This window comes from Bradyrhizobium sp. F1.13.3 (genome assembly GCF_040548265.1).
Lineage (GTDB): Bacteria > Pseudomonadota > Alphaproteobacteria > Rhizobiales > Xanthobacteraceae > Bradyrhizobium.
Map to the genome: position 1 here is coordinate 222,232 of NZ_JBEPRI010000002.1, position 18,224 is coordinate 240,455.

Sequence of the window (18,224 nt, forward strand, 5' to 3'; positions counted from 1 at the left end):
TTATTTATCGATTGATCAATAGTGCGTCTGTCATTGACGCAAGTCAATTACTATTTATCAATTGATCAACAAAATGTGCGCCGGCTGACGCCGGTCTCGGCGGCGGAAAAACGGGTATATGGAATGCTGAAGAGCCATCAGAGCGAAGATCCAGGTGTGAAGCAGCCCAGCAAAGCGCGCGCGCGAGCGCAGATCCGAGAGCCGCAGCGGCTGGACCCGTCGGAACGGGAAAGCATCATCGCCCGGGAAGCGGTCTCGTTTTTCGCCGAGCACGGCTTCGGCGGCCAGACCCGCGAACTTGCGAAGCGTCTCGGCATCACCCAGCCGCTGCTCTACCGCTACTTTCCCAGCAAGGAAGCTCTCATCGAGCGGGTCTATCAGGAGGTCTTCGTCGGACGATGGAAGCCGTCCTGGGAGAAGATCATCACCGACCGCTCGGTCCCGCTGAAGGCGCGACTGATCCATTTTTACCGGGAGTACGCCGAGGTCATTCTCACGTACGAGTGGATCCGTCTGTTCATGTTCGCGGGCCTGAGGGACCTCGGGTTGAATGCCCGCTATCTCAAGATGTTGCGGGAGCGCGCGTTCGAACGCGTGATCGAGGAGATCAGGACCGAGTACGGGCGTCCCTCGACCGACGAAGTCCCGGCGACCGTTCTCGAGATCGAGATGGTGTGGGGTCTCCATGCCGCGATCTTCTATCTCGGAGTGCGCAAATTCATCTACTCGATGCCGCTCGAAACCGACGTCAATTCGATCATCGACGCCAAGGTGACGACCTTCCTCAGCGGCGTGCGGTCCATCCTCCCCGCGAAGGCGGCGGGCTAGAGCGACCGCCGGCGCGCCCTGCTGCCGGTGCGGCCGATCAGGAATACTCGCCGCTTCCCGCCTTGCCCCGAAACAGGAAGTACACGATCCCGGTGTAGACGAGGGTTATAGGAAGGACGAACAGTCCTGCCCCCCAGAACAGAAAACGGAGCGAAGCCTCGGGGGCCGCAGCGTCCTGGATCGTGATCGAGAACGGCACGATGTACGGCAGAAACGATACCGCCAGCGTGGCGAATGCCGCGGCGAAGATCGTCGCGCCGCACATGAAAGGCAGCGCGTCGTATCCTCTTCTCAAGGAGACGGCGAGCAAGGCGAAGGCGGCGGCGCCGACCATCGGGAATGCCAACAGAATCGGGCGCTCCGTCCAGCGACTCAGGACGGGAAGATCGACGACCAGCGCGTAGAAGAACGCCGCCACCAGGAACCCGAGCAGGGCGACCATCAGGGGAGGCAATGATCTGCGCGCGAATTTGCGGATCTCACCCTCGCATTTCGCGACGATCCAGCACGCTCCGATGAGCGCATACCCGACGCACAGTCCGAGACCGCAGAGGAAAGCGAAAGGCGAAGCCCAAAAGAAAGGACCGCCGACGTAGATGCCGTTCCTGATCGGAAGTCCCTGGACGAGCGCGCCGACGGTGGTGCCCTGCACGAAAGCCGCGACGTACGAGCCGCCTACGAATCCGGCATCCCACAACCACCTGAAACGAAGCGTCTTGTAGCGAAACTCGAACGCCACGCCGCGCAGGATCAAGCCTCCCAGCATGAGGAAAAGGGGCAGATAGAACGCCGGCAGCAGGGTGGCGTAGACGATCGGAAACGCACCGAAAAGAATCGTTCCCGCGATGACCAGCCAGGTCTCGTTTCCGTCCCAGACCGGAGAGATCGCGGCCAACATCTGCCCACGGGCGGATTGCCCCGGCGCAAACGGAAACAGCAAGCCTATTCCAAGATCGAAACCGTCGAGCAGGACATAAAGGAGGATCGAAATCGACAACGCGCCCGCCCAGAACTCCACCATGCTCATTCTCCCGCCTCCGAACCCTGCAGCACGCCCGGCCCGGCCCCGGACAGCGAGAGTGGCCGCTTGGCGTTCGTGCTGGTCGGGGAAAGCGCGGGTGCGGGGATCGGCCCGGCCTTGAGTTGCATGTAGATGTAGTAGGTGCCGAAGCAGAAGATCAGCGCGTAGATCGAAGCGAACATCGCCAGGGTGGTCGCCACCTGCGAACTGGTCAGGAAGGGCGTTGCGGCCTCCGATGTGCGCAGCTGGTTGTAGACGGTCCACGGCTGCCGTCCGACTTCGGCGGTGAACCACCCGGTGAGCGTGGCCACGAATCCGAGCGGAAAGGACAGGAACGTGGCCCATAGAAACAGCCTGGCGCTCAGGATCCGCTCGCTCAGGCTGAGCCATGATCCGATCCATGCGATCGCGAGCATGAGGAGACCGCAGCCCACCATGATGCGGAACGCGAAGAACGGGATCAGCACCGGAGGGCGGTCGTCCTTGGCGAAACTCCGGATGCCGATCTCCTTGGACGTCAGGTTCATCGATCCGATCAGACTGCCGAGGTAGGGGATCGCCAACTCGAAGCGGTTCGTTTCCGCCTTTTCGTCGGGCCAAGCCAGCAGGATTTCCCGCGCGGGCTGCTGGTCGTTCCATCGCCCCTCGATCGCGGCGAATTTGGCGGGCTGCTTGTCGTGCACATAGTCGCCGGCCAGATGGCCGAAGAACAACTGCACCGGCACCAGGATCGCGGCGAGCCGCAGGGCCATGGTGAGCATCGCCCTGCCCTCCTCCACGGCTTCCTTGCGCAACAGATACCAGGCGCCGGTGGCGGCCACGCAGAAGGCCGAGGTCACGAAGGCGGCCAACATCATGTGCGGAAATCTGACCCACACCACCTCGTTGAAGACGATGGACGTCCAGTCGGTCGGAACGAACACGCCGTCCGCTCGGATCGCATAACCCGTCGGCCACTGCATCCAGGTGTTGTTCACCATGATCCAGAACGAAGAGAGGCTCGTACCGACGGCCACCATCAGGCACGCGACGAAGTAGAGCCACCTGGGAACGCGGTCGCGCCCGAACATCAGGACGCCGAAGAAGGCGGCTTCGAGCGCGAAGGCGGTGAAGCTCTCGTAGCCCAGCAAAGGGCCCTGGATAGGTCCGGTGCGGCGCGAGAGCTCGCTCCAGTTCGTGCCGAACTGAAACGCCATGACGATGCCCGACACGACCCCGAGGCCGAAAGCGACGCCGAATATCTTCAGCCAGAAGTCGGAGAGAAGACGGAAGATCTTCCGCCCGGTGATCAGTCCACAGGCCTCCAGAAACGTGAGCCAGGCCGCGAGGCCGATCGTGAAGGCCGGGAATATGATGTGTACGGAGATCGTGAACGCGAACTGGATCCGTGACAAAACAAGCGGCGTTACTTCCATTTCGGTCTCGCGTCCTTCTCGGCTGCGGCCCTGTCGGCGGTGCCCACACGGCGCCGGCGCCTCGAGAGGCCGGCGCCCGAACCGCAGCCTTCATCAAGGCACCTGCGTTTTCTTGTGCGCTATCGTCGGGCCTTGCACACATGGCGCATCGCGGCGGGGGATGGCCGTCTCACCTGGCGGGGCTACGAGGAACGAAGGCGGAAAGGATCCAGCAGATGGCCGCCACCGCGGCGGCGGCCATGAATCCATCGATGTAGGCGAGCACGGAAGCCTGTCTTGCGACCGCGTTGGCCAGCAGCCTGGTCGACTGGGCGGCGGCCTCGGAGACGTCCGACAGGCGGGAGCTCGCCGCGCGGCCATACGCGAACAGCCGATCGACCGTGAGGCCATCTTGCGCCTGGACATGCAGCCCCAGCAGGTTCGAATGGATTTGTTCGCGCGTCCGCACCAACGTCTGCATGAAGGCGGTGCCCATCTCTCCTCCGAACATGCGGCTCATTTGCACGAAGGTGCCGATCGCGACGGCTTCCGTCGGCGTGATCGATCGCGCGATCAGCACGACGAGGCTGGTGAGAGCGAACGACTGGCCAACCGCCTGGATCGCCTGGGACGCCAGAAAATCGTCCGTGGCCCACTGGTCCGTCAGCCCGGTGGCGATCAGGCAGGCGATTCCGATCAGCGCGGACCCCGCGCCCAACGTCCACCTTGGATCGAACGTCTGGAGAAGCTTCGCCAACGGCAACACCAGCACGAGCTGCGGAATGGCGATCCAGACGAGCACCGAGCCGACTTCGAGGCCGCGGTAGTTCTGTACGACCTGTAGGTAGACAGGGATGATGTAGCCGGTCGCCAGAATGACGAAGCGGAAGCCGATCAGCAGGAAGAAGAACAGCAGCAGGTACCCGCGCGCGAGAATCCGAAGGTCGATGGCCGGGCGGACCGCCGTAAGCTCGCGAACGATGAAGGCCGTAAGACCGAGAAGTCCGCCCAGCAGCAACCCGGCCACGATGCCGCTGCCCGTCCAGTCGAGCCGATTGCCCTGGTCGAAGCCGGCGTACAGCAAGCCGAACCCGAGCCAGGCATACAGGAGCGCGGGCCAGTCGAGATTTCGAATGCCGGAGCCGTCGCTGACATCGTCTTCGGGCATTCCATATCGGACGCATGCGAACATCACGGGCAGCACGAGGCAGTATTGCCAGTGGATCCACCGCCACGACCAATGATCCGCATAGAAGCCTTCGAGGGATGCCGCCACGTTCTGCGAGAACTCGGCGTTCATCGCGAATATGGCGAAGCCATAGATCTTCAACCGGCTCGGCACGTGGCGGATGATGAAGATGATGGTCAGCGGAATGAAGGTGCCGGCCCCGAGGCTGGCGAGAAGCTGCGCGGCGAGGTACGCCGGCAGGCTCGGCGAAAGGGGCGCCAGCAGGCTGGCGGTGAAGAAGACGGCGATGCCGGCCAGAAGCATGCGACGCGGACCGACGAGGCTGGCGAGGTAAGGACAGGATAGTCCCCCGACCAGTTGGCCTATTCCGACCGCCGTGGTGATCCAGGCACCTTCGTCGAAGCCGGCGCCCAAGGCCCCACGCAGATCCGCCAGTCCGAAGACCGTGACCCGGGTACTCAGCGTGGAGGCCATCGATCCGATCATCACGCCGAAAAGCCCGACGTAGGGCTTCAGGGTCTCCCGCTCGGGCACGGTCCCGGAGACCGAAGGAAGATCGGTCACCGTGCCGGCCCCTGATCCGGAACGACTGTCGTCGCCATCGTCTCGGTGTCGATCGTCGCGACGGCGGACATCCCTGGCCGGACCAAGACGCCGAGCACGGGGCTTGGATCGAGAACGATCTTGACCGGCACCCGCTGCACCACCTTGGTGAAGTTGCCCGTCGCGTTGTCGGGCGGCAGCAAAGCAAAGGTCGAACCGGTGGCCGGCGACCAGCTTTGGACCCTGCCGGTCAATACCGCGGAAGGGAAGGCATCGACGGTGACCCGTGCGCTGTTGCCCGCGCGCACGCCGGTCATCTGGGTCTCCTTCATGTTGGCCACCACCCACAGATTCGGCAGGGAAACAACGGTGACGACCTGACCGCCCACGCCGACGAACTGGCCGGGACGCACTTGTCTCACTGACACCATTCCGTCGGTCGGCGACACGATCCGGGTGTCGCCGAGATTGTTGCGCGCGAGATCGGACTGCGCCTGCGCGGCCCGGGTCCGGGCGGCAAGCTGCCTTTCATCGATGTCGAGCTGCGAGAGAAGCGCCTTCTGCTGCTCGAGTTGAGCTCGGTTCAGAAGCACGATGGCCTCCGCCTTGAGCGCATCGGCGTCGGCTTGCTCCAGCCGCTGTTCCGTGCCGGCGATCTGCGTCCGCATCAGCTCATGCTGGCGCCTGGCCTCGGCCGATGCTCTGGCGAGTTCGGCCTGGCTCGCGCGGATGTTGGCTTCGGCCTGCTCGATCAAGGTCGCTTGAACCGCCCGCCGCGATCCGATCTGGGCTTGCGCGGCTTGCGCCGCGCCCACATTGGCCTCCGCAAGGTCTACTTGCGCCTGGTAGTCCGAGGGTTCGATCTCCACGACGAGGTCGCCCCGGCGCACCGTCTGGTAGTCGGCGATGGCCACGTTCCTGACATAGCCCGAGACCTTGGCCGCGAGTGGCGTGATGTCGCCGGCCATGTAGGCATCGGCGGTTCTCTGATAGCGGGAAGCGCCGGTCCACCGGTCCCAGTGCACCGCCACCATCCACGCGATCGCGACGATGGCGGCCGCGATCGCGGCATGGAAGATCGGCTGGGCCCGGCCCCAGCTCGACGTTGTTCGGCTGTGCGTGCCAACGGCGACTTGCTCGGCGGCAAGGCTTGGAGAGCCGCTCGTCTCACGCACGCTCAGGGGAATGTCCGGTTCCAATCACGCCCCAATGGCTTTCCTGATGCGCGCCGGCGAGAACGGAAGATCATGCAGCCGCACTCCGGTCGCGTCCCTGATCGCGTTGGCGATGGCTGCTCCCGTCGGCCCCTGCGCGGCTTCGGCGACGCCGTAGAAGACATCGCCCGGCCGATCCACCAGATCGACTTCGACCGATTCCGGGACGGCGTCGAAGCGCAGGATCGGATAGGCCGACCAGTCCACCGACGTCACGCGGGTGCGGTCGAAGGTCACCCGCTCGAAGAGCGTCCAGCTCATCGACTGCAGAACGCCGCCCTCGATCTGATTGCGAACACCGTCCGGATTGACCACCTGGCCGGTGTCCACGGCCGCCACGACGCGGCGTACGCGAACCACGCCGCTCTGGCGCGCAAGCTCGATCTCGACCGCGACCGCGCACCAGGCCTCGAGGTTCTTGTAGCGTGCGAAGCCGAAGCCGAAGCCGGTGCTCGCCGAAGCCTTGACCCGAGCTGCCCAGCCGAAGCGCGACGCCGCCGTTTCGATCACCTCTCGCGCCCGGGGATCGACGGTGTGCCGAAGCCTAAACGCCACCGGGTCCTGACCTGATCCCGCCGCCAATTCGTCGAGGACGCTCTCGATCGAGAGGACGTTCAGGTAGCCTCCGAGCGAGCGCATCGAGGAGCCGCGCAGGGGCATGTCCGGCAGGAAGTGACTGATCACCTTGGAATTGGGGATCGCGTAGAGCGGAATGGCGTTTCGATCGCCGCCGCCTTCGGGCTGGGCAAGCGCAATCGGCGGTGCGGGCGGAAAGGCGTCGGATTTCAGCCGGGCGGCGACCAGCGTCCCGGGAGGACCTGGCCTCATCATGTGCGACTGGCTCCAAACCTCATGGTGCCAATCCGCAATCGTACCGTCCGCTCCGACCGCCGCCTTGAGCTTTACCACCATGCCCGGTCCGAACGGATCCCACGCGTGCTCCTGTTCGCGCATGAGTTGGACCCTGATCGGCCGACCCGGCATGGCGAGCGCGAGCATCGCCGCGTCGGCTGCCGCATCGTCGGCGCCATTGTGTCCATAGCAGCCGGCGCCCTCCGCTTGGATGCAGCGGACGTTCTCGGGCGGCATCCGCAGCATGCCGGCGATGGCACCGCGGAGGAAGAACACGCCTTGCGTATGGGTCCAGATCGTGAGTTTCCCATCCTGGAATTGCGCTATCGCGCAGGACGGACCGATCGAGCCGTGCGTGAGATAGGGCCTGCTGAAGGTCCCTTCGACCACGGCTCCAGGTTTGCCCGGACGTCCCGCATCGTGAATCGTCGTGTCCTCCGAAGGCAGATCCATCAGAGCCGCCGCCAGGTCCTCGCTGTCGGGAAGAGCTTGCTTCTCGATCCAGGTCGTGGTCGCGGCGAGAGTCCGCATGCCCTGGATTGCCGTCCATTCCCGGTCCGCGAGCACGCCCAGAAAGTTGCCGTCTCGGACGACCTTGACTATGCCGCTCATCCGCTCGACCCGGGGGATATCGTGATCGCGCAACGTGGCTCCGTAACTCGGCGGACGAACGACGCGACCGTGTAGCATTCCCTCGAGCCGCATATCCTGGACGTAGGCGCTTCCTCCCGTCACCTTGGCGGGGATATCGACGCGCGGTACGGATCGGTTCATCACGGTGAAGTCGGCCGGCGACGTCAACGACGAGGTCTGCTTCGCGTCGACGGACAGCAGTTGATCGCGAACCAGGTCTCCGTATCCCACGCTCTTGCGATCGGGGCCGAATACCTCGCCGTCGCGGACCTGCAGCGAGGTGGCCGCGACACCCAGCCTTCGCGCCGCCTCGGCGACGAGGATCTCCCGCGCCTGCGCCGCGGCGTGCCGGATTGCCGTGCCCGAATCCTGCATCGAGTGGCTTGCGGCCGTGTAGCCTTCGTTCGGAGTCCGCGCGGTATCCGCCGTCACTAGCGTCAGGCGGTGCAACGAGACTTTGAGCTCCTCCGACGCGACCTGGAGCAGCGCCGTCTTGAGGCCTTGTCCGAGCTCGGCCTTTCCGGTGATGACGGTCACGGCTCCGGACGCGTCGACCCGGATCCAGGCATCTATTTTCGGAGTATCGTCGAGGCTTCCGGGCAACCCGCGTTTCGAGGGGCTGCCACCGGTTCCCGTTTCGGTCTGTGCGCGGGCCCCCGAAAGCCGGAACGCGACCATGAGGGCGCCGGCGCCCGTCAATACGCTGCGCCGCGAGACGGCATGTGTCATCGTTCGGTCCTCGCTTCGGCGGTCTTCGGCTTCATGTCTTCCGCCGCGCGCCGGACCGCACGCAGAATACGCATGTGCGTTCCGCACCGGCACAGGTGAGGCTGGAGCTCGGCCCTGATCGCTTCATCGGTCGCGTGCGGCTCGCGGTTCAGCAGCGCCTGCGCCCGCATCATCATGCCCGGAATGCAGAACCCACACTGTGCCGCCTGCTCCGCGATGAAGGCGCGCTGCATCGGGCCCGGTGCCTCCACGGTGCCCAGTCCTTCGAGCGTGGTGACCGTCCGGCCCTCCAGCAGCATCACCGGCGTGACGCAGGAGAAAACGGCCCTGCCGTCGACCATGACGGTGCAGGCTCCGCATTGGCCGAGACCGCATCCGTACTTCGCGGCATTGAGCCCGAGCTCGTCCCTGAGAACGTAGAGCAGCGGAGTGTCCGGGCTCGCCTCGATCGATCGGCTCTCACCGTTAACCGTCAGTCTCGTCATGGTGCCTCACCGATACTTCCGCTGATTGTTGTCCAAGGCGTCTCACGGATTGTCTCTCGCTTCCGCGATCGCTTTGGCCGTCCCGTCCCACTGCCGCTTCCCGGCAACTCGGCTGCGCAGATAGTTCGTGAGGTCCGAGATCTGCCGGTCGTCGAGGACATCTCCGAAGCCGGGCATGATCGGACGCGAACTTCCGCCCATCGATGCCGGTATCCCTCGCACCACGAGATTGATCAGGTTCGTCGGGGTCTCGCCGGCGAGCGCAGTGGACAGAGCGAGCCTCAAGCCGCCCAGCGGCAACGGCCGGTCGCCTTCGTGGCACGACGCGCAAGCCGCGGTGTAGATGGCTTGGCCCGGGTCGGCCGGCATGGGCGGCGTCGCCGCCTGTGCGCCGGCCGCCTGCGGCAGACGTCCCGGCCCCGAGGGGCCGGGCATCTTCACGTCATTCCGTCCCTCGCCTCTGCCCAGGGAGGCGAGATAGTGGGCCATCGCGCCCACTTCGGCGGGAGCGACCAAGGAAAGGTTGTCGACGACGTTGGCCATCGGCCCCTGAGCCGTGCCGTGCTGGGCGTGGGCCCCGGTCGCGAGATACTCTGTCAGGGCAGCCTCGTCCCAAGGGACGGGCGATTGAGAACTTCGCCCAAGCGCGAAGGCCCGCCAGCCTTCGGCCTCGCCTCCTTCGAAGCTGGCCGACGTCCTTTCGGCACCGAGCAGATTGCGAGGAGAATGACAGGCGCCGCAGTGCCCAAGCCCGTCGACCAGATACTTTCCCCTGTTCCATTTCTCGTCCTTCGACGGATCGGCCACGAAGCGGGCCTGGCGCAGAAACAGCAGCTTCCAGCCGGCGAGCGTCAGGCGCACGTTGAGAGGAAAGGGAAACCGGTTCGGAGGCGGCGACGATTTTACCGGATCGACGGACATGAAGAAGGCGTACATCGCCTTCGCATCGTCGTCCGACACCTGGGTGAAATGATCGTAGGGGAATGCCGGATAGAGATGGCGGCCTTCGCGATCCACTCCCGCGCGAAGGGCACGAACGAAAGCCTGCTCCGACCAGCGCCCGATGCCGGTTTCCGGATCGGGCGTGATGTTGGTCGAGAACATGGTGCCGAACGGGGTCGGCATCGCCAGCCCCCCGGCATAAGGCGCTCCGCCAGGCGCCGTGTGGCACGTGGCGCAGTCCCCCAGCAGCGCGAGGCTTGCTCCCCGTTTCGCGATCTCATGATCCGGCGCGGCGGCCTCTCGTGGATCGATAGGCGGAATCGTCGGCTCCCACGCATAGACAAACGCGCCCGCCGCCCCGACAGATCCGAAGGCGAGCACGACGAACAAAATAGACCGGAGCTTCATCGCCCTTCCCCTACCGAACGAAACCGCACTATGGGCCGAGCCGCTTTCTGGTCTTTTCAGTTTGATGCGGCTTTTGAACAAACTGTAGATCGCGGCTCGAACACCTTTGCATCGATCCTCAACGGCGCGCCGCGATCTGCATTGGAGCGAGCCAGTCCAAAGCGTCGGCACGGCGTCCAATACGGCTCGGCGAAAGGACGTCCTAGCTCGGACAGGATGCGGACCCGACAACGCCGACGGTCCGCTTAAGCGGTGAGTTTGGAGAAGGGCATCACGGTCAGGTGAACGATCTTGCTATTTATCGTTTGATAAATTAACTGTTGCTCTGCTCGAAGTCAACTGTCGGAGGCGCGCAATCGAGGCCCCGCGCCCAGCAACAAGGATTCCAGCCATGTCATCGTCCACGGTCACGGAGCAGCGGGTCCCCGAACTCACCCGCGCACGCACGTTCGCCATGGCGCTTTGCGCCGGCATCGCGGTCGCAAACATCTACTACAACCAGCCTCTGCTGGGGATGATCGAGGCGCACTATCCGAACTCCTCCGTGATCGGCCTCGTACCCACGGCGACGCAATTCGGCTATGCGGTCGGCCTGCTCTTCCTGGTCCCGTTGGGCGACCTGTTCGAGAGACGGCGTCTCATCATCGTGCAATTCGTCGTGCTCGCGGTGGCTCTCGCGTTAGCCGCCCTCGCTCCCTCCACCGTCGCGCTGATCGCAGCGTCGCTTACGCTGGGCGTCGCGGCGACCGTGGCCCAGCAGATCGTCCCGTTCGCCGCGACGCTGGCGGACAATCGGTCCAGAGGCGCCGCGGTCGGAACGGTGGTGAGCGGAATCCTGGGCGGCATTCTGCTCAGCCGAACAATCGCCGGCTTCGTCGGCGCCCACTTCGGTTGGCGCGAGATGTTCTGGCTCGGTGCCCCATTGGCGCTCGGAGCCGCCGCACTGATCCGTCTGACCCTGCCGCGGCACCATCCCACGCACAGCATCGGCTACGCCGCCGCCCTGCGATCGCTGATACATCTGATCGTGGAGGAGCCGGCGCTTCGACTGGCCGCTGCGACGCAGGCCATGCTGTTCGCCTCGTTCATCGCGTTCTGGACCATCCTGTCCCTCCATCTCCAGGAGCCCGCATTCGGCCTCGGGGCCGAGATCGCGGGCCTGTTCGGCGTGATAGGCGCGTCCGGAATCTTCGCGGCGCCGCTCGCCGGTCGCATGGCCGACAAGCGCGGACCTCACTTGGTGATCGCGATCGCGGCGGCGATAACGCTGTCGTCCTGGGCCGTCTTCGCCGGCTGGAACTCCCTCGCCGGACTGACCGTCGGCGTCGTGTTGCTCGACGTGGGCGTGAACGCCGCGCTCGTCTCCAATCAGCACCTGATATTCGCGCTCCGTCCGGAGGCACGGAGCAGGCTGAACACCGTTTTCATGACCGCGATGTTCGTCGGCGGCTCGCTCGGATCGCTGGGTGCGAGCTGGGCCTACGCGCATGTGTCGTGGCTCGGCGTGTGCGGCTATGGCGCCGCGCTGGCGGCGGCGGGCCTGCTGCTGCAGCTGCCGACAGCCTTCGGCCGGAACGGCGATGCAGCCCATCACTGAAGCCGATTTCTGAGCGTCGGACCTGGAGGGTTGCCACCCATGCGCATCGCGGTCGTCGGAGGTTCGCTTGCCGGATTGTTCGCGGCATCGCTGCTCGCCCGCGATGGACATGACGTATCGGTCTACGAGCGATCCGTCCATGGGCTCGAAGGCCGCGGCGCCGGCCTGCTCGGCAAGCGCGAGACATTCGCCATTCTGCGCGCGTCCGGATGCGAGCACGTGGCGCGCGTCGGCGTGATTGCGCGAGAGCGCATCGTGTTCGGCGCTTCGGGCGGCGTCGTCGACAGGAACATGCCCCCTCAGGCGCAGATCTCCTGGGACTACATCTACCGCGTCTTCCGCCAGCACATGGCTCTGGGCTCCTATCGGCTCGACCGGCGCATCGAACACATCCGCGAGGACGAGCATCAGGTGGCGCTTGGCTTTTCCGACGGAAGCGAGACGTTCGCCGACCTGGCCATCGGCGCCGACGGGATCGCTTCGGTGTCGCGGGCCGCCGTCGACGGCCCTTCCGCAACCAATCTCTACGCGGGCTACGTGGGGTGGCGCGGCCTTCTTCCGGAGTCGGCGCTGCCCGGCTTCGCCGCCGACGAACTGCTCGAGCGCTTCGCCTATTTCCGGATGCCGCGTTCCCACGTGATCGGCTTCCTGGTGCCCGGACCGCACGGCGAAACCGAGCTCGGACGTCGCAGGTACAATTGGGTCTGGTACCGGCCGGCCGCCGGATCGCACGCGAGGGACGAGGCGCTCACGGACGGTGAAGGCCGCATCCATCCGCATTCCCTCCCTCCGGGCGCCGTCTCCGAGAGCGCGCGCAACAGGCTCGTCGAAGATGCCACGCGACTCCTGCCTCCTGCTTTCGCCGCCGCGATCGAAGCGACCGCCCATCCGTTCGTGCAGGGGGTCTTCGACTACGAAACGAAGCGGATGGTTTCGCGACGGATCGCGCTGGCGGGGGACGCGGCCTTCGTGGTGCGTCCCCACACCGGGATGGGCATCGCCAAGGCGGCGGCGGATGCGCTCGCCTTGCGGAATCACCTTTCGTCGAAGTCGCTCGACGACGCGCTGCGGGACTACGGACAGGAACGGCTCAAGGCCGGCGCGGCGATCGCAGCGTCCGGCCGCGAATTGGGCGCGCACTTGGAGTGAGCGCACGAACATGAATCGGAGAAACTGATGAGTTGGCACGCCGACCACGACTTCGCGGTGACGATCAGCGGCGGCTCGGTCGCCGGACTATGCAATGCCATCGTCCTGCGCAAGCTCGGTGCGACCGTGACGGTCCACGAACGCCTGCCGGGCCAGATGATAGCCCGTGGCGCAGGCATCGTCGTGCAGACCGAACTCATAAGACTGCTGCAGGAAAACGGCGCCGGTCCCCTTCCCTTCACCACCTGCCGCGGCAGGCGATATCTGGATCCGAAGGGGGGCGACGGTGACCTGCAGCAGATGCCTCAGGAATTCACCTCCTGGGAGGCCATCCATGCGGCGCTGCGGGCCGCCGTTCCGGACGAGTGCTACCGGGCAGGCTCCGAGGTGGTTTCGGTGTCTCAGACCGGCTCGAAGGCATATGTGACCCTCCGCGACGAGACGACGGTGGAAAGCGATCTGTTTCTCGCAGCCGACGGCTCCGGCTCGCCGATCCGCCGGGAGATGCTTCCCGATGTCGAGCCCCGCTACGCCGGCTACGTGGCCTGGAGAGGTACCGTCGAGGAAAGGAGCGTTCCTTCGGATCTCCTGCCCTTCTTCGACGATCTCTTCACGTTTTCCGAAGCGCGCAGCGGCGGCCACATGCTGGCGTACTTCATCCCTGGAAGCGACGGGGCGGTGGCAGCCGGATCGCGACGGCTCAACTGGGTCTGGTATGTGCACGTGAGCCTGGCCGAGCTCGCCGACGTGCTGACGGACAAGAACGGCGTGCGGCACCGCTCGTCGCTGCCGCGAGGCACCGCTCTGGAGGGGACGGTAGCCGGTCTGCGGGAACGCGCCCTGCGCGAAATCCATCCGAAGATGGCCGCGCTGGTCTCGGCGACGCCGGACCCCTTCCTTCAGAGCATTCTTGACGTGACGGTGCCGAAAACCCTGTTTGGCCGTGTTCTGCTGACCGGCGACGCTGCCTTCGTCGTGCGCCCCCACACGGCGGGAGGCACGGCGAAGGCCGCCTACGAGGCATCGACCCTCGCGCGCGCCCTGAAGTCGGCGCGCGCGAACGTCGACGTCGCCCTCCGGTCCACGGAACGGCAGCAACTCGAGTACGGCAACGCTCTCTACGACTACGGCCTCGCGCTCGGCAATCGCTGGTCGCGGGACAGAACAACCGACTAGACGGGCGGCTGCCGCTCAACACAACACGACAGGAGTGCGATAAATGGCGGATCTCTTCGAATCGACGGCGCTGGGCGATATCGGTCTTGCGAACCGAACGGTGATGGCGCCGATGACGCGATCGCGGGCGGACGAGCGCGGCGTCATCAATTCTTCCGCGTCGGATTACTACGGCTCGCGCGCGAGCGCCGGCTTGATCATAACCGAAGGCATCAACGTGGGCCCGAAGTCCAACGCCTTCGATCGGGCGCCCGGACTGTGGACGGACGAACAGACGGAGGCTTGGAAAGCCGTCGTCGGTCGGGTCCACGAAGAAGGCGGTCGCATCGTCGCCCAGCTTTGGCACGGCGGACGCGCGAGTGCGCGCGGGCTGCTGTCGGACGAGCAGCCGCTGTCGCCGTCCGGCGTCAACGACGATCTGGACCGGCTGCAGGTGTGGGCGCTCCTGGCCAACGGCGCCTACGTGCGCATCGCCGCCACGCCGTCGCGGGCGATGACCGTCCGCGAGATCCAGGACGCCGTGAACGAATTCGGAGTAGCCGCGACCAACGCCGCGCGCGCGGGTTTCGACGGCGTCGAGATCCACGGCGCCAACGGCTATCTCGTGCATCAATTTCTTTCGCCGACGATCAACCTGCGGACCGACGACTATGGCGGGAGCGTCGAGGGACGATCGAAATTGCTCGTCGAGATCGTCGCGGCGATCGCCGAGGCCATTCCGAGGTCGCGGATCGGGCTGAGACTGTCGCCATTCGCCGACTACAACAGCACACGAGACCCCCATCCGGAAGATACCTATGGACGGCTCGCGGAGTGGCTGCGGACCGCCAGCCTCGCCTATCTTCACTTGGCCGACACCAACGCCTGGACCGGCGCCCCCGACTACGCCCGGATGATTCCGATCTTTCGCGACCTCTATCGCGGGCCGCTCATCGTCAACGCCGGCATCACTCCCGAGCGGGCCATCGAGATCGTGAGGTCCGGCGAAGCGGACGCGGTGGCGTTCGGGCGCCTGTTTCTCGCCAATCCGGACCTCCCGGCGCGGATCCGGGCGGGCGGCCCCTACAACCCGCCGCAGCCGTTCGGGTTCTATGGTGGTTCGGATCTCGGCTATCTCGACTATCCCAGCTTGGATTCGGCGAGGCCGGATGGCGCTCACTGACCGACAGGAGGCGTTGCGTCACGCAGCGCCTCCGGCAGGCGTGCCCGTTTCGGGACCCTGCGGATCACGTTTTGGCCTGAGCCGGTCGCCCTGCGGAAGCCACCATGGTTCTGCCGCTTGTTTGAGCCTCGGTGGTGAGCATTTGGCGGCCGAGACGTGTCTGGCCTCGCAAAGCGCAGCTGGGACATGCCGGCGGTCGCGGAACGGGGTGGAGCGGCGCGTTGCCCTCAGAGGGCCGGGCACCGCTCCATATTCCGATCTGCGGACGGGACTTGGACGTATCCGACGCGATCGCCTCAGCCCTTCAGTTTCCTGGTGGTTCGACTTCGCGCCCGAAACGTTCGACCAGAAAATCGATGAAGAGCCGCACCTTCACCGACAGGTGCCTGGTAGGCGGATAGATCGCGTACAGCGCCAAGGGCGGCGCCCAGAAATCCTTCAGGATCGCCTTCAAACGGCCCTTCTGCAGAGCCTCTCCCGCGATGAATTCGGGTATCAGCGCCACGCCCCTTCCCTTCAGGGCGACGTCGCGCAGCACCTCCGCGTTGTTGGCGCACAGCGACCAGGCCGGCTGAATCCAGTGCTCTCCGTCCGCCCCCGTCAGCTTCCACTGGTTGCCCGTGAGCAGGAAGCCGTACGTGAGGGAGACATGACCGCGCAGGTCCTGCGGGTGGCGAGGGGTCCCATGCCGCTTCAGATAATCCGCCGAAGCGCAGATCACCCTCGGGATCGGCGCGATCTTCCTCGCGATCAGACTGGACGATTCGAGTTCGGCGATCCGCAGAGTCACGTCGTAGCCGTCCTGGACCGGATCGACCAGGTTGTCGCTCAGCACGAGCTGAAGCTGCATCTCCGGATACTTGATCATGAAATCGGCGAGCGCCGGCCCCAGCCTGATCGTGCCGAACGACATGGGCGCGTTGATGCGCAGGAGGCCCCGCGGGGTCGACTGCAAATGCGTAACCGCCTGATCGGCGGCCTCGAGCTCGGAAAGGATCACGAGCGCCCGCTCGTAGTAGAGCTGGCCGTTCTCGTTGGCGCTCGCGTGCCTGGTGGTCCGGTTGAGAAGCTGCACACCGAGGCTCTCCTCGAGGTCGGAAACGTATTTGCTCATGGCGGACCTGGACAGCCGCAGCTGACGGCCCGCCTCGGAGAAGCTCCCGGTTTCGACCACCTTCACGAAAGCTCTCAGACTGCCCAGCTTGTCCATTCCGCCCCCATTGTCGCCAAAACGTAAACAGACATGCCATAAAAGCATGGATTGTTCTCAGATCAAAGCTGTCCGATATGGGCGGCAGAGCCAAGCACGACCGCAAACCCCGGAGATCATCATGTCAGGCATTCACCACGTCACCGCCGTCGCGGGCGACTCGCGCAAGAACTTCAGCTTCTACACGCGGGATCTCGGCCTGCGGTTCGTCAAGAAGACGGTCAATTTCGACGATCCGGCGACCTACCATTTCTATTACGGCGACGAGACCGGCCGGCCGGGCACCATCCTCACGTTCTTCCCTTGGGAAGGAGCTCCGGAGGGCCGTCGGGGAGCCGGTGAAACCCACCAGACCACTTTCCGGGTCCCGCAGCGCTCCATCGGCTACTGGACGCAGCGTTTTCTCGAGAAGGGCATCAAGTTCGAGGCGCTGGAAAAGCGCTTCGGCGAGCCGGTGCTCGCATTTTCCGATCCGGACGGCATGGCGCTCGCCCTCGTCGGGGTAGCCGCCGCTGAAGAGGAAGCGGGATGGAGCAACGGCGACGTGCCGGCGGAACATGCGATCCGCGGCTTCCAGGGCGTCACACTCCTGCTCGAGGATGCGGCGAGAACCGCAAAGGTCCTCACCGACGTGTTCGGGTTTCGCGAGACCGCCCGCGAAGGCTCCGTGATCCGGTTCATGGCGCCCGGCGACGCGCAGGGCAACGTGGTCGACATCTACGAGGCGAAGGGTTTCCTGCGCGGCAGACAGGGCCGCGGCTCGGTGCACCACGTCGCATTCCGCGCCAAGGACGACGCCGAACAGGCAAGCATGGCCGAGAAGCTGGTCGGCAATCATGGACTGCATCCCACCGAACAGAAGGACCGCAACTACTTCCGCTCGATCTACTTCCGCGAGCCGGGCGGCGTACTGTTCGAGATCGCTACGGACGTTCCGGGATTTGCCGTCGACGAACCGGTCGAGACCCTCGGCCGCGATCTGAAGCTGCCGAGCTTCCTCGAGCCGCAGCGGAAGGAAATCGAAAGCGTCCTGCCCGAGCTTCAGGGAGCCGCATGATGTCGACGAAATCACCGTTCACCTATCGCTTCGAACCGGGCGATCGGACGGGCGCGCCGCCGCTCCTGCTGCTTCACGGCACGGGCGGCGACGAGACCGATCTGCTGCAGCTCGGCGCCACGATCTCGCCGGGTTCGCCGCTGCTGTCGCCGCGGGGCCGCGTGCTCGAGAACGGGATGCCACGCTTCTTCCGGCGGCTCGCCGAGGGCGTGTTCGACGAGGACGACGTGCGACGTCGCGCGCTCGAGCTCGGCGAATTCGTGCAGGACGCGCGGGAACGCTACGGCATCGACGCACCGATCGCCGTAGGCTACTCGAACGGCGCCAACATCGCGGCCGCGCTTCTGCTGATGGACCCCCACGCGCTCTCTGGAGCGGTCCTCCTGCGGGCCATGGTCCCGCTGGCGGATCCGCCGGCGGCGCGTCTCGACGGAAAGCCGGTTCTGATCCTGTCCGGCAGGCAGGATCCGATCGTGGCCGCCGAAAATGCAGGTGCGCTGGCCGCGATGCTCTCGAAGGCGGGAGCCAGCGTCGACCATCGCATTCTGCCCGCGGGCCATCAGCTTTCGCAGCCGGACGTCGCGCTCGCCCGCACCTGGCTGGCGGAAGCCAAGCAGCATGCGCCGGCCACGTGA

Annotated in this window: 15 protein-coding genes; 7 read left to right on the forward strand and 8 right to left on the reverse strand. The window is 65.4% G+C overall.

Annotation, left to right across the window (positions count from 1 at the left end):
- The first annotated feature begins 123 nt into the window (after positions 1-123).
- Positions 124-828, forward strand: a complete 705-nt coding sequence (locus tag ABIB66_RS05945) for a TetR/AcrR family transcriptional regulator (RefSeq protein WP_354254474.1) — start codon at positions 124-126, stop codon at positions 826-828.
- A 37-nt stretch (positions 829-865) separates the two neighbouring features.
- On the opposite strand, the gene cydB is transcribed toward ABIB66_RS05945, so the two are convergent.
- The 7 genes from cydB to ABIB66_RS05980 form a co-directional block, all read right to left on the reverse strand.
- Positions 866-1,849, reverse strand: coding sequence for a cytochrome d ubiquinol oxidase subunit II (gene cydB, locus ABIB66_RS05950; RefSeq protein WP_354254726.1), 984 nt, complete (start codon positions 1,847-1,849; stop codon positions 866-868).
- 2 nt (positions 1,850-1,851) lie between these two features.
- A complete protein-coding gene (locus tag ABIB66_RS05955; protein ID WP_354254476.1) occupies positions 1,852-3,264 on the reverse strand; it encodes a cytochrome ubiquinol oxidase subunit I in 1,413 nt (470 codons plus the stop codon).
- Between the two features lie 169 nt (positions 3,265-3,433).
- Entirely contained in the window at positions 3,434-4,996 is a 1,563-nt protein-coding gene (locus tag ABIB66_RS05960; protein ID WP_354254479.1) for an MFS transporter, read from the reverse strand.
- Positions 4,993-6,174 (reverse strand): HlyD family secretion protein, encoded by a 1,182-nt coding sequence (locus ABIB66_RS05965; protein ID WP_354254481.1) that lies wholly within the window; start codon positions 6,172-6,174, stop codon positions 4,993-4,995. The genes ABIB66_RS05960 and ABIB66_RS05965 overlap by 4 nt, the downstream gene beginning before the upstream one ends.
- Positions 6,175-8,403 (reverse strand): xanthine dehydrogenase family protein molybdopterin-binding subunit, encoded by a 2,229-nt coding sequence (locus ABIB66_RS05970; RefSeq protein WP_354254483.1) that lies wholly within the window; start codon positions 8,401-8,403, stop codon positions 6,175-6,177.
- Positions 8,400-8,888: a (2Fe-2S)-binding protein gene (locus ABIB66_RS05975; RefSeq protein ID WP_354254486.1), complete on the reverse strand. Its 489-nt coding sequence runs from the start codon at positions 8,886-8,888 to the stop codon at positions 8,400-8,402. Before ABIB66_RS05975 ends, ABIB66_RS05970 begins: the two co-directional genes overlap by 4 nt.
- 42 nt (positions 8,889-8,930) lie before the next feature.
- The gene (locus ABIB66_RS05980; RefSeq protein ID WP_354254727.1) at positions 8,931-10,409 is read right to left on the reverse strand and encodes a c-type cytochrome; all 1,479 of its coding nucleotides are present in this window, start codon (positions 10,407-10,409) and stop codon (positions 8,931-8,933) included.
- A gap of 220 nt (positions 10,410-10,629) precedes the next feature.
- On the opposite strand from ABIB66_RS05980, the gene ABIB66_RS05985 reads away from it, so the two are divergent.
- Genes ABIB66_RS05985 through ABIB66_RS06000 form a run of 4 tightly spaced genes read left to right on the forward strand, consistent with a single transcriptional unit; the run spans position 10,630 to position 15,322 of the window.
- Complete coding sequence (locus ABIB66_RS05985) at positions 10,630-11,835, forward strand: MFS transporter (protein WP_354254488.1); 1,206 nt, start codon at positions 10,630-10,632, stop codon at positions 11,833-11,835.
- A 39-nt stretch (positions 11,836-11,874) separates the two neighbouring features.
- Positions 11,875-12,984, forward strand: a complete 1,110-nt coding sequence (locus ABIB66_RS05990) for an FAD binding domain-containing protein (RefSeq protein ID WP_354254490.1) — start codon at positions 11,875-11,877, stop codon at positions 12,982-12,984.
- A 27-nt stretch (positions 12,985-13,011) separates the two neighbouring features.
- Entirely contained in the window at positions 13,012-14,160 is a 1,149-nt protein-coding gene (locus tag ABIB66_RS05995) for an FAD binding domain-containing protein (RefSeq protein WP_354254493.1), read from the forward strand.
- Between the two features lie 43 nt (positions 14,161-14,203).
- Positions 14,204-15,322: an alkene reductase gene (locus tag ABIB66_RS06000; RefSeq protein ID WP_354254495.1), complete on the forward strand. Its 1,119-nt coding sequence runs from the start codon at positions 14,204-14,206 to the stop codon at positions 15,320-15,322.
- A gap of 304 nt (positions 15,323-15,626) precedes the next feature.
- Here the strand turns inward: ABIB66_RS06000 and ABIB66_RS06005 are convergent, their stop codons facing one another.
- On the reverse strand, positions 15,627-16,532 hold the full coding sequence (locus tag ABIB66_RS06005; protein ID WP_354254497.1) for a LysR family transcriptional regulator: 906 nt from the start codon (positions 16,530-16,532) through the stop codon (positions 15,627-15,629).
- Positions 16,533-16,653: 121 nt separating this feature from the next.
- On the opposite strand from ABIB66_RS06005, the gene ABIB66_RS06010 reads away from it, so the two are divergent.
- On the forward strand, positions 16,654-17,589 hold the full coding sequence (locus ABIB66_RS06010) for a ring-cleaving dioxygenase (RefSeq protein WP_354254499.1): 936 nt from the start codon (positions 16,654-16,656) through the stop codon (positions 17,587-17,589).
- Positions 17,589-18,224: an alpha/beta hydrolase gene (locus ABIB66_RS06015; protein WP_354254501.1), complete on the forward strand. Its 636-nt coding sequence runs from the start codon at positions 17,589-17,591 to the stop codon at positions 18,222-18,224. Before ABIB66_RS06010 ends, ABIB66_RS06015 begins: the two co-directional genes overlap by 1 nt.

Coding starts and splice junctions, on each gene's coding strand:
- ABIB66_RS05945 (WP_354254474.1), top strand. CDS start 124: ATGCTGAAGAGCCATCAGAGCGAAGATCCAGGTGTGAAGCAGCCCAGC.
- cydB (WP_354254726.1), bottom strand. CDS start 1,849: ATGGTGGAGTTCTGGGCGGGCGCGTTGTCGATTTCGATCCTCCTTTAT.
- ABIB66_RS05955 (WP_354254476.1), bottom strand. CDS start 3,264: ATGGAAGTAACGCCGCTTGTTTTGTCACGGATCCAGTTCGCGTTCACG.
- ABIB66_RS05970 (WP_354254483.1), bottom strand. CDS start 8,403: ATGACACATGCCGTCTCGCGGCGCAGCGTATTGACGGGCGCCGGCGCC.
- ABIB66_RS05975 (WP_354254486.1), bottom strand. CDS start 8,888: ATGACGAGACTGACGGTTAACGGTGAGAGCCGATCGATCGAGGCGAGC.
- ABIB66_RS05985 (WP_354254488.1), top strand. CDS start 10,630: ATGTCATCGTCCACGGTCACGGAGCAGCGGGTCCCCGAACTCACCCGC.
- ABIB66_RS05990 (WP_354254490.1), top strand. CDS start 11,875: ATGCGCATCGCGGTCGTCGGAGGTTCGCTTGCCGGATTGTTCGCGGCA.
- ABIB66_RS05995 (WP_354254493.1), top strand. CDS start 13,012: ATGAGTTGGCACGCCGACCACGACTTCGCGGTGACGATCAGCGGCGGC.
- ABIB66_RS06000 (WP_354254495.1), top strand. CDS start 14,204: ATGGCGGATCTCTTCGAATCGACGGCGCTGGGCGATATCGGTCTTGCG.
- ABIB66_RS06005 (WP_354254497.1), bottom strand. CDS start 16,532: ATGGACAAGCTGGGCAGTCTGAGAGCTTTCGTGAAGGTGGTCGAAACC.
- ABIB66_RS06010 (WP_354254499.1), top strand. CDS start 16,654: ATGTCAGGCATTCACCACGTCACCGCCGTCGCGGGCGACTCGCGCAAG.
- ABIB66_RS06015 (WP_354254501.1), top strand. CDS start 17,589: ATGTCGACGAAATCACCGTTCACCTATCGCTTCGAACCGGGCGATCGG.